Source organism: Streptomyces sp. NPDC111520, assembly GCF_055635295.1.
In genome coordinates this window covers 56,659-69,617 of record NZ_JBVKBW010000003.1, presented here as the reverse complement: position 1 = coordinate 69,617, position 12,959 = coordinate 56,659, and the positions used below count along the sequence as shown (strand labels likewise).

The window sequence follows — 12,959 nt, the reverse complement described above, 5'->3', positions numbered from 1 at the left end:
GCGGGCTGCGGATCGGCACTGACGGTGGGGGTGTCGCGGGTCGCACTGCCGATCCACCTGTGCGACACCCACTGGGAGACGCTGCATCCGCCGCTTCTGGAGGCGGGGACCTACGCCGTCGACCCCCAGCCGTACGGGCCGCCCTGGCGGCTGTGGGACGAGGTCGACGAGCAGGAGGCCGCGACCCGGGGGATCTTCGCGCCGGTCGTGTCCGTGTCCGACGGACCGTCGGACACCGTCCTGCTCGCACCAGGCGACGTGCGCGGTGCGGGGCTCGTCCCCGAGCGGACCGAGGGGTACTGCCTGGGGATCGACGGGAGTGGCGGCCCGAACCTCGCGTGCCTGGGCTGCGGGCTGCCGGTGGGCTCGCGGATCGACGACTGCGGCCGGTGGCAGATGGTCCGCCTCCTTCCGCGGGCGGTGGTGCGGCTGCCCGGCCCGCCGGAGCGGCCGGTCATGGACTGGGCGGAACTGCCGGCCGAGGGTGCGCTGGGCTGTCGGCTGGGCGAGTTCCAGGACATCCCGGCGGGCGTGGCACTGGCCCACGTGGCGGTGGCCGCCGGAGGCGGGCCGGTCGAGGTGACGCCCGGCCCGGTCGCCGAGCTCCTCGGCCGGACCCTCGCCTCGCTGCTGCCCCCCGGGGAGGGTGCGCAGCGGCTGGACCTGGCGGGGCCGGGTCTCGGCGAGCCGGCCGCGGGGCTGGTGCTGGTGCCGGTCCATCCGCAGACCGGCGAGGTGTGGCGGCCGAGCGGCGGCGCGGTGGCCGTGCCCCTCGAGGCCGGGCTCTGGGCCGAACTGGCCTTCCCGCCCCACCGGACGCGGCTTCCGGTCGTCGGCGGGCTGCCCGAGGGCGTGGAGCGGGACGACCCGCTGCCGCCGCACCCGCAGGCGCCGTTCCACCCGTCCCTCCCCGCGTTCCGGAGCACGCTCGCGCGCATGCCCGCCTGCCGGGAACCGTGGTTGCGGGCGATCCACGACCGCGGGTTCGCGTGGTGACCCCTCCCAGGCCCTGATGCCTTTCGGTGCCGGGGCCGGCCGGCAGGCACGCCTTCGAAGGTGCTGTCCCGACCGGAGACAGCCTTCAAGAATTGATGGCAACTCAAGCTACTTGCCCGTATTTACGTTCAATGTTCTACTTCATTGACCGGGCAAGCACTGCGGGTGTGGGGACGCCCCTTGCCCGGGCATGGGGACGCGGCCCCGCGGTGATGAGCCACCGCGGGGCCGCACATTTCTCCTCGACGGGGCCCCGCCCCGGGAAGCGGCGAAGCTTCGCGTCCCGGCCGGCCGGCCGCTCCACTCCAGGCGTGGCGAACGGTCCTCGCCCAGCCTGCCGAACATGCCGCTGCGCTGCGCGACGCCCAGGGTCTTCCCGCCGGCGATGTCCGTGCCGGTCGGCGTGAACCCGGGCACCCGCGGCAGCACTCCGTGGGGGTCGAAGCGCCCGGTCACGTCCGCCTCCCCGCTACTTGCCCGGCGTGCCGGCGTCGCGCAGGCCCGAGAACGCGGCGCGCAGTTCCTGGGCGAAGATGCCGGGGACCTCCCAGGCCGCGAAGTGGCCGCCGCGGGGAGCCTTGTTGTAGTAGACGAGGTCGTGGTAGGCGCGTTCCGCCCAACTCAGGGGCGCCTGGTAGATCTCGCCGGGGAACACCGTGATGGCCGCGGGGATGTCCACCGACACGGCGTTGAAGTTGTTGGCGTTGTTCTCCCAGTACAGCCGCGCGGAGGAGACCGCCGTGTCGGTCAGCCAGTAGAGGCTGATGTCGTCGAGGATCTCGTCCTTGGTGAGCACCCGCAGCGGGTCGCCGTCGCTGTCGGTCCAGGCGGCGATCTTGTCGTACATCCAGGCGGCGAGGCCCGCGGGCGAGTCCGTCAGCCCGTACCCCACGGTCTGCGGGCGGGTGACCATCATGGCCGAGTAGCCGGAGCCCGTCTTGTAGAAGGCGTTGAGCTTGTCGTACGCGGCCCGTTCGTCGGGGGAGAGGCCGGCCGGGGCCGGGTCTCCGCAGGCGAGCCTCTTCGCGAGGTCCGGCGGCACGGTGGCCGGCATGTTCACGTGGATGCCGATCAGCCCGGGGGGCTTCTGCGCCGCCATCTTGTCCGATACCACCGAGCCCCAGTCGCCGCCCTGGGAGACGTAACGCGTGTACCCCAGACGCTGCATCAGCACGGCCCAGGCGCGGGCGATGCGGCTGGGGTTCCAGCCGGTGGTGGTGGGCCGCTCCGAGAAGCCGTACCCGGGCATCGAGGGGATGACGAGGTGGAAGGCGTCCCGTGCGCGGCCGCCGTGGGCGGTGGGGTCGGTCAGGGGGCCGATGACCTTGAGGAACTCCAGCACCGAGCCCGGCCAGCCGTGGGTCAGGATCATCGGCAGGGCGTCCGCGTGGCGCGACCGGACGTGGATGAAGTGGATGTCGAGCCCGTCGATCCTGGTCTTGAACTGCGGGAGGGAATTGAGCTTCGTCTCGATCCTCCGCCAGTCGTAGTCCTTTCCCCAGTAGCGCGTGAGCATCTTCATCGTCGCCAGCTGGACGCCCTGGGACTGGTCGGGGACGGTCTCGCGGTCGGGCCACCGCGTGGCGTCGACGCGCCGGCGGAGTTCGTCGAGGTCCGCTTCCGGGATGTCGACGCGGAAGGGCCGCACGGCCGTGGCGTCCGCTGCCGCCGCCGTCCCCTTCGCCGCCTCCGGCGTCCGGGAGGCCAGGCCGAACGCGCCCGTGGTCGCCGCGGTCGCCGCGGCGGCTGAGGAGAGCAGGATCTTTCGCCGAGATAGCAGACTGGAAAGGTCGGGCATGGCAGATCTCCGGTCGTCCCGATTCCCGGGAGGGAAGTCTCGTGCGCCGCGCGGATACGTGGCAGGGATGCCCGGGCGCCGATGCCCGGCAGGGAGCCGCCGTGGCCCGGGAGCGCGGGCCGGCACGTGAGCCGAGGGCCGAGGGCCGATATGAGGGTGTTCGGACGAGACGAGACGCTATGTGCCGCCCTGTCACCCCGCAACTCGGGATCGCCCCTGGTGACCGCCACCGCGGAACCGCCGGCGGGTCGGCGGGGTGACGACGTGTCATCGTGGTCCCGACGCATGCCGCGGACGTCCCGACAGGTCGTGTCCGCGGCCCCGCACCCGAACCGAGACCGGCAGGGGAAACCGACGTGGCAACGTTGAACGACTTCGCGGAACTCGCCCGCGCCGAACAGGGCCTGGGCACGGTGTCGACGCTGCGCGCCGACAGCACCATCCAGTCCTCGGTGGTCAACCTCGCGGTCATGAGGCATCCGCTCGCCGACGCGGACGTGGTGGCCTTCGTGACCTACGGCAAGGTCAAGCTCGGCAACCTCAGGGAGCGCCCCCGGCTCGCCGCCTCCGTCCGCTCGGGGTGGCACTGGGCGACGGTGGAAGGCGCCGCCGAGATCATCGGCCCCGACGACCCGCACCCGGCGGTCGACACCGACGGCGTGCGGCTGCTGCTCCGCGAGATCTTCACCGCGGCCGGCGGCACCCACGACGACTGGGACGAGTACGACCGGGTCATGGCCGCGGACCGCCGCACGGCCGTGATCGTGCGGCCCGAACGGATCTACGGCGTCTGAGCCGGTCCACCGGCTGCGACCGCGGATGATGTTTGCCACCATGACCCGTGGGCCGTGCCCATGGTGCCGACGGCAGCCCGGACCAGGAGGACGTGATGGGGCAGCTCGACGGGAGGACGGCGGTGGTGACCGGCGGCTCGGCGGGGATCGGCCTGGCCTCCGCCCGCCGTCTCGCGGACGAGGGCGCCCACGTCTACGTCACCGGCCGCCGGCAGAAGGAGCTCGCCGCCGCGGTCGCGTCCCTCGGGACCGGAGCGACCGGCGTGCGGGGCGACGTCGCCGCCCCCGGTGACCTGGACCACCTCTACGAGCGCGTCGCCGCGGACGGCCGGCGCGTCGACGTGCTGTTCGCGAACGCCGGGGTGGGGGAGCGGGCGCCGCTCGCCGAGATCACGGAGGAGCACCTCGACCTCGTCCTGGGGGTGAACGTCAAGGGCACGGTGCTCACGGTGCAGAAGGCCCTCCCGCTCTTGAACGACGGTGCGTCGGTCATCCTCACGGCCTCGATCTGGACGGTCGAGGGGCCCGAGGGCTTCGGCGTCTACTCGGCCACGAAGGCGGCGATCCGCTCCTTCGCCCGCACCTGGGCCAACGAGCTGAAGGGGCGGCGCATCCGCGTCAACGCCGTCAGCCCCGGCACGATCGCCACGGCCCAGCTCGACGCGGCCCTCGCGGCGGACACGGAGGAGGGCAGGCGGCTGAAGGAGTCCCTGGTCTCCCGGATCCCGCTCGGCCGCATCGGCGCCCCGGACGACGTCGCGGACGTGGTCCTCTTCCTCGCCTCCGACCAGAGCCGTTTCGTCACGGGCACGGAACTCTTCGTCGACGGCGGCACCGTACAGGTCTGACGGGGCCGGACCGCCCCGGGACCCGTGGGCATCCGCCGTCGCCTCGCCGCCGCAGCCACGGCCCCGGTTAGGCTGAGGCGTGTCCCTCATCGGCCGTGACCAGGAGCTTTCAGCGATCGGGGCCCTCCTCGACCGGCTGCGAGCGGGGGCCGGCGAGCGCTTGGTCGTCACCGGGCCGCCGGGGGTGGGCAAGACCGCGCTGCTGGCCGCCGCGGCGGAGCTGGCCGCCCGGCGCGGCATACGGGTCGAACGGACCGGGGACCGCGCGCCGACCCGGCCTGCGGCGGCGGCGCCCCGACGGCCGGGTGAGCCCGTCCTCCTCCTGGCCGACGCCGACGCCGAGGCCGACGCCGGCACCGGTGACGGCTCGGCGGAGGAGGCTCCCGGTGCCGGCCCGCCCCCGGGGCCGCGGGCGGTCCTGGCCGCCGCGCGGGAGTTCACCGGGCACGGGACGGAGCTGCGGCTGGGCGGACTGCCAGGGGCGGAGTTCACGGGGCTCGTGCCGGGTCTGCCGCCCGACGCCGTGCACGCCCTGTGGCTGGTCTCCGGCGGGCTTCCCGGCCCCGCGTTGTCGCTGGCCGCGCGGCTGAGGGGGCTGGACGACGACGCCGACCCGGTGGTGCACCTGGCGCTGGTCGCCCCCTCGCGCGCCCAGTTCCTCGAACTCGACCTCGGGCTCGTCCGCTTGCTGGAGGCGGCCGCCGAGCGGCCGCTCGCCCCGGCCGTCCGCGCCCGCGTACTGGCCCGCCTCGCCCGCGAACTGCTCGCCGACACCACAGCCGTGGCGCGCCGCCGCGACCTGGCGGACACCGCGCTCGGCCTGGCCCGCGCGTCCGGGGACCCGGGGACCGTCGCCGAGGTCCTCGACAGCCGGCTGCACGCGCTGTGGGACCCGGCCGCCACCGCCGAACGCCTCGCCACCGCCGAGGAGATCGTCGTGCGGGCCCGCCGGGCGGGCGACGCGGCGGCCGAGAGCCGCGGCCTGTTCTGGCGTTTCGTGGCGCTCACCGAGACCGGCGACCTGGCGGCGGCCGAGGCGGCGCTCGGTGTGTACGCGCGGGCCGCGGAAGAGGCCGGGCAGACCGACGCCCGCGTGGTGGCACTCGCCCGGCAGGCGATGCTCGCCACCGTCCGCGGCCGGTTCGACGAAGCCGAGGCGCTCGCCGGCGAGGTCCTCGTGGCCGGGCGCAGGGCGGGCGTGGGCGACACCGAGCGGCTGGCCGGCTCGGTGCGCCACCAGCTGGCCGTCGTACGCGGGCGCGCCGAAGCCCCCGTCGAACCCTGGCAGCGGATGGCGCGCCGGCTGCCCGGGCACTTCTTCGAGGCCACGGCGGCGCGGGCGATGCTGGAGTCGGGACGCGACGTGGAAGCCGGTCTGGAACTCGAACGGCTGCTGCCCGCGGTCCTCGCCGGCACCGGGCCGCGCTGGACCGGCGCGCTGGCCGACCTCGCGGCCGTCGCCGCGCGCACCGGGAGCCGGGCGGCCGCCGGGGCCCTGTACGAGGCGCTGCTGCCCCACCGGGGACGGCTGGTCGTGTGGGGCGGGGCCAACACGATCACCGGTCCCGTCGACGACTACCTGGGCCGCCTGGCGGCACGCCTCGACAGGCCCGGGGCCGCTCTCGGCCACTTCGACGCGGCCGCGGAGCTGTCCCGCCGTCTCGGCGCCCTGCCCTGGCTCGCGTGGACCCTGGCGGCGCGGGCGGACGTCCTGAGCCGGCGGGGCGGCGCCGGGGACCGGGAGCGGGCGGCGCAGGACCGGGCGGAGGCCCGGTCGATCGCCGAGCGCCTGGGCATGGACGGGCTGCTCCGCACCCCGCGGGCCTCCGCCGCGCCCCCGACGGCGTGCGCGTCCGGGGCGGCAGCGGACGTCGGCCCGTGGCACTGGGTGCTCGACGGGCGGGACTGGCGGCTGGAGGCCGGTGGTGAGTCGGCCCTCGTCCCCGACGGGCGCGGGCCCCGCTACCTCCGCTCGCTGCTGGCGGCGCCCGGTGCGGAGATCCCCGCCCTCGACCTCGTGGCGGGCGGCTCCGGGCTGGCTGCCCCGCCCGCCGAGCCGCTGCTGGACGACACGGCCCGCGCCGCCTACCGCCGGCGGCTCGCCGTGCTCGACGAGCGGCTCGACGCGGCCGACCGCGCCGGGGACGTCGACGCCGCCGCGGCCGTACAGGCCGAGCGCGGAGCGCTCCTCGCGGAACTGCGGCGTTCCGCCGGTCTGGGCGGCCGCCCCCGCGCCCACGGCAACGAGGCGGAGCGGGCCCGCGTCGGCGCGACGAAGGCGCTGTGGGGGACCGTCCGGCGCATCGAGGCAGCCGCCCCGCTCGCCGGCGCCCATCTGCGGGCGTCCCTGCGCACCGGCCGCGTCATGCGCTACCAGCCCGCCCCCGGCGGTCCCGGCCGCTGGCGGCTGTGACGGCCGTCACGAACGGATCGTTCCCTGCGGTGTCACGCCTCCTGGGTGTACGGCACGCACCACAGGAAGGACACACCCCACATGAGCACCGGCGGAGCACCCTCGACGTACGCGGGTCTGCGGGCGGAGCGCCACGGCGAGCCGGACGGGCGGCCGCCGCTCGTCCTGCTGCACGGGCTGAGCTACGACCGGCACCGATGGGGCCCGCTGCTGCGGGAGCTGAGGGCCATCGACCCGGCGCGCGGTGTCCTCGTCGTGGACCTGCCGGGCCACGGGCAGTCGCCGCCGCTGGACCGGCACGGGCTGGACGACGTCGCCGGCGTGGTGCACCGCGCCGTCACCGAGGCGGGCCTGACCCGGCCCGTTGTGGTGGGGCACTCCCTCGGCGGCGCCATCGCCACGGCGTACGCCGCGGCCCACCCGGCGAGCGGTGTCGTCAACATCGACCAGCCCCTGCGCGTCGGCGGCTTCGCGGAGATGCTGCAGCGCAACGCCGAGGTGCTGCGCGGCCCCGGCCACGACGCCATCTGGAACGGCCTGCTCGGCCGCATGGGCATCGACGGCCTGCCGCCCGAGGCACGGGCCCTCGCCCGGCCGGACGCGGTTCCCGCGCCGGAGCTGCTGCTGGCGTACTGGGACGAGCTGCTGACCACCCCGCCCGCGACGCTCGACGAGCGCAACGCCGCCCGGCTGGAGCGCATCGCCGCCGAGGGCACCCCGTACCACTACGTCGCCGGCGCCGAGCCCGACCCGGAGTACCGCGCGTGGCTCTCCGGCGCCCTGCCGGACGTCACGATCACCGTGCTGCCCGGCAGCGGCCACTTCCCGCACCTCGCCCACCCCGCGGAGGTCGCCCGCCTCCTGACGTGAGGCGGCGGCGGTGCGCCCGCCCCGGCGGTGCGGTCCGCGACCGGGGAAGGGGGGCGGGGCACGCCGTTGCGTACCCTTGCGGCATGCGCATGCGCCCCACTTTGAGCTGGACCCCGACCGAGGACCTGCCGCCGGGTACCACGGACGTGGGGCCGGTCGCGGACGCGCTGGGCGGTGGCGGCGTACTCGTCCTCACCGGGGCGGGCATCTCCACGGAGTCGGGCATCCCCGACTACCGGGGGGAGGGCGGGAGCCTGAGCCGGCACACCCCGATGACCTACCAGGACTTCGTCGGCGGCGCCCCGGCCCGGCGGCGTTACTGGGCGCGCAGCCACCTGGGCTGGCGCACCTTCGGCCGCGCGCGTCCCAACGCCGGACACCGGGCGGTGGCCGCGTTCGCGCGGCACGGCCTGCTCTCGGGGGTGATCACCCAGAACGTCGACGGCCTGCACCAGGCCGCCGGCAGCGAGGGCGTGGTGGAACTCCACGGAAGCCTGGCCCGGGTCGTCTGCCTCACCTGCGGCGCCCTCAGCCCGCGCGCCGAACTCGCGCGGCGGCTGGAGGAGGCCAACGCGGGCTTCGCGCCGGTGGCCGCGGGGATCAACCCGGACGGTGACGCCGACCTCACCGACGACCAGGTCGGGGACTTCCACGTCGTGCCCTGCGTGGTCTGCGGCGGGGTCCTCAAGCCCGACGTGGTGTTCTTCGGCGAGGCCGTACCTCCCGCGCGGGTCGAGCAGTGCCGCGAACTGGTCCGGGGGGCGGCCGCGTTGCTGGTCCTCGGGTCCTCGCTGACGGTGATGTCCGGGCTGCGGTTCGTCCGTCAGGCCGCCGAGGCCGGGAAGCCGGTGCTGATCGTCAACCGCGACGCGACCCGGGGCGACCGGCACGCCCTCACCCGGGTCGCGCTCCCGCTGGGAACGGCCCTGACCGCCGTGGCCGGCCGGCTGGACGTACCCCTCGACGGCCAGGAGGCGGCCCCGGCGATCGGGTGACGGTCACGGGGTCCCGGCCGGCCGTCGCATGAGTGCGCACGAAGGCCGGTCCGGCCGCGGGGGTCGACCACCGCGGACGGACCGGCCGCATGTGCCGCGGCTCCGGTGGGCGTGCGCCTCAGCGCAGGCCGAAGGCCCGGATCACCGTCTGGTGCACGGAGTTGCCCGCCGAGTCCCCGGCGTTCGCCCGCAGCGAGACGAAGGACGCCGTGCGCGGGGCGTCGAGGCGGAACCGTCCGTCGCCGCCGCGGTCGGCCTTGTGCCAGGTCCGGCCGTCGTCGTACGACAACTCGAGCCGCACCGCGCCGATCCTGCCGGCCAGACCCGCGCGCGGCAGATGGGCGGCGGTGACGGAAAGGGTGTCGTGCCGCCCGGCGCGGCCCGCCGCGTCCGTGGCGATCCCGTAGTCGAGCTGCACCAGCGGCAGCACCACGGTGACGTCGTCGGTCGGCGCCTCCGAGACGAAGTCCCACTCGGTGCGCGTGCGCGACGAGTACGGCGTGTAGGTCACGTCGCGGTCACCGGTGACGACCAGCCGGTACGGCAGCCTGCGGGCGCTGGGCGCGTTGCCCTGCACGTCGGTGGCGCCGCTCTGGCCCAGCTCCGTGCCGCCCTGGTAGAGGCCCTGCCGCTGGGTGCCGGCCGGGTCCTGGTTCCATCCGACGTGGTCGCCACCGCCCCAGGCCGGGATGTCGATGGACAGGTGGTCGCCGTTGCGGGTGGGCGGCGCGTTGTTGAAGAAGGTGTCGTTCAGGAAGGGGCGCTGGACCGGCTTGAACCATTCCTCGGACTGCCTGCTGCCGGCCCGGTAGGCGGTCCTGGCTCCCTCTTCGAAGCCCAGGTACGGGACGTACGCCTGCTGGTGCCAGCTGACGCCGGTCGTGGAGACCCAGTCGGTCCGCTTCCCGTACGCGGGCTCCGGCATGAGGGGCCCCGTGGACCAGTCGACGCCGTCGAGCCACTCGTAGCGGAACTCGCTGCCGGGGACGTCGCGCTTCGGGCTCGCGAAGGTGACGTCGATCCGGGCCAGGTCCTTGGTGTCGCCCTTGACCGTCATCGTCGAGGGGATCTCGTTGTGCCAGACGTGCGCGAGGTCGTAGACGTAGGGGCTCGCGGTCTCGGACTCGACGGTGATGCTCGTTCCGCCGTTCGCGGCCTGCCGGATCAGCTTCTCGCCCTCCTCGGTGCCGAGGAGGCCGACGTCGAGCGTGACGGCCTCCGCGCCCGGCGGCGCGTAGGAGCGCAGCGGCCGGCCGTACCCGTTCTCCACGACCAGCATGAGCTTCGCGCCCGCGGCGACCGCGTTGGCCGCCTGGTCCCAGTCGGTGACGTCGTCGCTGTGCCGGACCACGACGGCCTTGCCGCGCGCGTCGAGGTGGGCGAAGTCCGTATCCGACCCCTGGCCCGCGAAGACCAGGGGCAGCTTCCGGGTGCCCGTGGGGAGCGGGGTGACGCCCTCCTGGCGCAGGATGCCGGTGAAGTCGGTCGTGCGCGTGGCGACGGCCAGCGCCGGCTTCTCGGCCCGCCAACGGGCGGTCAGCCGGAAGTCGCCGTGGGTCACCTTGTGGGTGGTGGGCTGCGCCCAGATGCTGTCGTAGTACAGGCCGTCGGCCGCCAGACCCGACCGGACACCGTTCATGACGCGGTTGTAGCCCAGCTTCTGGAACGTCACGTCGCTGCGCTGAGGGGTGGTCATCGCGATGCGCTTGGCCTTGGTGGCGTCGAACGTGACCGCAGTGTCACGGTCCAGCAGGACGTCGGGGTCGCCGAGCAGGGCCAGGCCCCTGGAATAGGGACCGTGGACGCCCTGGACCTCCTGGTAGGAGAGCACCGAGTACACGTCGTCGGGCAGGAGCAGCTCCGCGGTGCCGGAGGGCCCGACACCGACCAGGTAGGGGTCCTTGTCGCCCGCCCTGAGCAGCCAGACGTCGCCGAACGTGGGCTGGCCCGCGGAGTCCTTGAACGTCAGGGTCAGCTTGTGCATCGTGGCGGAGCCGAGGGAGACGGCGGTGTGCGCCACGGCCTTGCCTGCGGCGTCCGTCGCGAGCACCTGGCCCGAGTAGTGGGCCTTGGCGGTGCCCCCGGAACCGTCGATGGTCAGCGTGACCTCGGCGGTGCCGTGCGCCGGGACCACGACGTCGGACGCCGACAGGCGGAACATGCCGGCCGGAGCCTGCGGCGCCTCGACGGACAGCGCGAGCGCGACCGGTGTGCCACTGGTGTTGGTGTACGTCACCGGACGCCGGACGGTGCCGCCCTCGTCCTGGGCCGCGTAGGCGGTCGCGGAGGCGAAGACCTCGGCCCGTGCCGCCGCGGCGACGTCCAGCCGGCCGCTCCCCGCCTCGAAGGCGTCGTACGCCGGGGTCCGCCGCGAACTGCTGGCCAGGAGGTCCTTCAACTGCGGGCCGGTGAGCCCCGGGTGGGCCGCGGCGAGCAGGGCGGCGGCGCCCGCGACGTGCGGGGTGGCCATGGAGGTGCCGCTCATCGACTGGTAGGCGCCCTGGTCGTTGCCGTCGAACTGCGAGTTGGCCGCCAGGATGTCGACGCCGGGGGCGGTGATCTCCGGCTTCAGCGCGCCGTCGACACGAGGGCCCCTGCTCGAGAACGGGGCCAGCGCGTCGGTGGCGTCGACCGCACCCACGGTCAGTGCCGAAGCGGCCGTACCGGGTGTCGCGACGCTGCCCGGAGCACCCGAGTTGCCCGCTGCGACCACGAAGAGCGCGCCGGTCTGTGCGCTCAGCCGGTCCACGGCCAGGCTCATCGGGTCGGTGCCGTCGGACACCCCGGCCCCGAGGCTCATGTTGATGATCCTGGCGTGCTGGTCGACGGCCGCCCACTCCATGCCGGCCAGGGCGTAGGAGATCTGTCCGCTGCCGTACTTGTCGAGCACCTTGCCGATGTGCAGCCGGGCGCCCGGTGCGACGCCCTTCTCCTTGCCGCCGGAAGCCGCACCGGTGCCGGCGATGATCGACGCGACGTGGGTGCCGTGCCCGGCGTAGTCGTCGGTGGTCTCGTCCGGTACGAAGCTCTGCGTGTTCGCGATCCGGTCCGCCAGGTCGGGGTGGCTCGCGTCGACGCCGGTGTCGAGGACGGCGACGTCCACGCCCTGCCCGGTGTCACCGCCCTGCCAGACCTGCGGGGCGCCGATCTGCGCGGTGCTGTCGGCGAGGTCGGCGTGGACGGGGGCGTCGAGCCAGATGTGCGCTATGCCGCCGGTGAAGGACGGCCGGGTGTTCCGCGCCCGGGCGCCGTCGCCGGCCGCCGTCCCGGCGACGGACTCCCAGAAGTCGTCCGCGCGGGAGCGGTCGGCGGTGAGGGCGGCGCCCTGGATGCTGTCGAGGTTCCGTACCCGGCGCGCGCCCTCGGGGACGGCGGACGCGCGGCGCGCGGCGCCGGGTTCGGTGTAGGAGACGATCAGCGGCAGCCGGTCGCGGTGCGCGTCGTCGTAGCCGTCGGCGATCAGGCCGGTGACGTTGAACAGTTGCCGGTCGAGGGTGCCCTGCGCCACGAAGGGCAGCACGGACTCCGGATAGACGTACAGGTCGTCCCCGGCCGTCACGATGCGGGTCCGGGCCGGCAGCCCGTCGGCGCCGCGGACGGTGACGGTACCGCCGGAACCGCCCCCGCCCCGGGCGGCCTGACCTGTCGTCACGACGTCGCCGGTGATCAGTGTGACGGTGTGGCTCCCGGCGGGCACATGGTCCGCCGTGGACGCCGGTGGGGGAGTCGGGGTGCCGACGGGGGTGACTGCCTCAGCCCCGATCGGGCTGGTGAGCGCGAGAGCCGAAGCGGCGGCGATGACCGGCACACTCCAGCGTTTGACGTGTGATCTCAACGGTGTCCCTGCGATGGTCCGGGCAGGGGACGAGACCGCCCCCGCCGTCCAGGGCGCCGGCCGTTGCGGGGTGGCGTCACCTGGGCGGGGTGATCATATGCACGGATGAATTCGCTGTGAAGAGTGGTGTCCGTTCATTGTGGACCGTGTGGCGCCGATGCGGGTGTCCTCGCGCTCGCCCCGCCCGGGTGGCGGTCGGTCGGTGCGGTTACGACCGCCCAAGTGCCGTACGACCTGCGGCGGCGCCGGGTCGACCGTGGGGTACGGCATTGCCGCGGCCTCCTGCGGAGCTCAGGATACGATGTCGAGTGCCACGTCACACTGTTCGTTCTTCCCGCCCGTGGCCATCCGGCTCGCCGGGACGTAACCTGCGGGGATGAAGGGACGGGTCGCCGATGTGGTGCGAGGCC

At 74.7% G+C, this 12,959-nt stretch carries 8 protein-coding genes; 6 read left to right on the top strand and 2 right to left on the bottom strand.

Annotated features, from left to right (window positions below; all coding sequences use genetic code 11):
- The first annotated feature begins 30 nt into the window (after positions 1–30).
- On the top strand, positions 31–996 hold the full coding sequence (locus ACZ7MY_RS07720; protein WP_499600359.1) for a hypothetical protein: 966 nt from the start codon (positions 31–33) through the stop codon (positions 994–996).
- Positions 997–1,465: 469 nt separating this feature from the next.
- Here the strand turns inward: ACZ7MY_RS07720 and ACZ7MY_RS07715 are convergent, their stop codons facing one another.
- The gene (locus ACZ7MY_RS07715; RefSeq protein ID WP_499600358.1) at positions 1,466–2,794 is read right to left on the bottom strand and encodes an epoxide hydrolase family protein; all 1,329 of its coding nucleotides are present in this window, start codon (positions 2,792–2,794) and stop codon (positions 1,466–1,468) included.
- A 356-nt stretch (positions 2,795–3,150) separates the two neighbouring features.
- Here ACZ7MY_RS07715 and ACZ7MY_RS07710 point away from each other — a divergent pair, with 356 nt between their 5' ends.
- From ACZ7MY_RS07710 to ACZ7MY_RS07690, 5 genes are all read left to right on the top strand, one after another.
- Positions 3,151–3,588 (top strand): TIGR03618 family F420-dependent PPOX class oxidoreductase, encoded by a 438-nt coding sequence (locus ACZ7MY_RS07710; RefSeq protein WP_499600357.1) that lies wholly within the window; start codon positions 3,151–3,153, stop codon positions 3,586–3,588.
- A 95-nt stretch (positions 3,589–3,683) separates the two neighbouring features.
- Complete coding sequence (locus tag ACZ7MY_RS07705; protein ID WP_499600356.1) at positions 3,684–4,436, top strand: SDR family NAD(P)-dependent oxidoreductase; 753 nt, start codon at positions 3,684–3,686, stop codon at positions 4,434–4,436.
- Positions 4,437–4,515: 79 nt separating this feature from the next.
- Positions 4,516–6,849, top strand: a complete 2,334-nt coding sequence (locus tag ACZ7MY_RS07700; RefSeq protein ID WP_499600355.1) for an AAA family ATPase — start codon at positions 4,516–4,518, stop codon at positions 6,847–6,849.
- A gap of 81 nt (positions 6,850–6,930) precedes the next feature.
- Positions 6,931–7,719, top strand: coding sequence for an alpha/beta fold hydrolase (locus ACZ7MY_RS07695; RefSeq protein WP_499600354.1), 789 nt, complete (start codon positions 6,931–6,933; stop codon positions 7,717–7,719).
- 83 nt (positions 7,720–7,802) lie between these two features.
- Entirely contained in the window at positions 7,803–8,714 is a 912-nt protein-coding gene (locus tag ACZ7MY_RS07690; RefSeq protein WP_499600353.1) for an NAD-dependent protein deacetylase, read from the top strand.
- Between the two features lie 118 nt (positions 8,715–8,832).
- Here ACZ7MY_RS07690 and ACZ7MY_RS07685 read toward each other — a convergent pair whose 3' ends face one another.
- On the bottom strand, positions 8,833–12,549 hold the full coding sequence (locus ACZ7MY_RS07685) for a S8 family serine peptidase (protein WP_499600352.1): 3,717 nt from the start codon (positions 12,547–12,549) through the stop codon (positions 8,833–8,835).
- Positions 12,550–12,959: the final 410 nt, after the last annotated feature.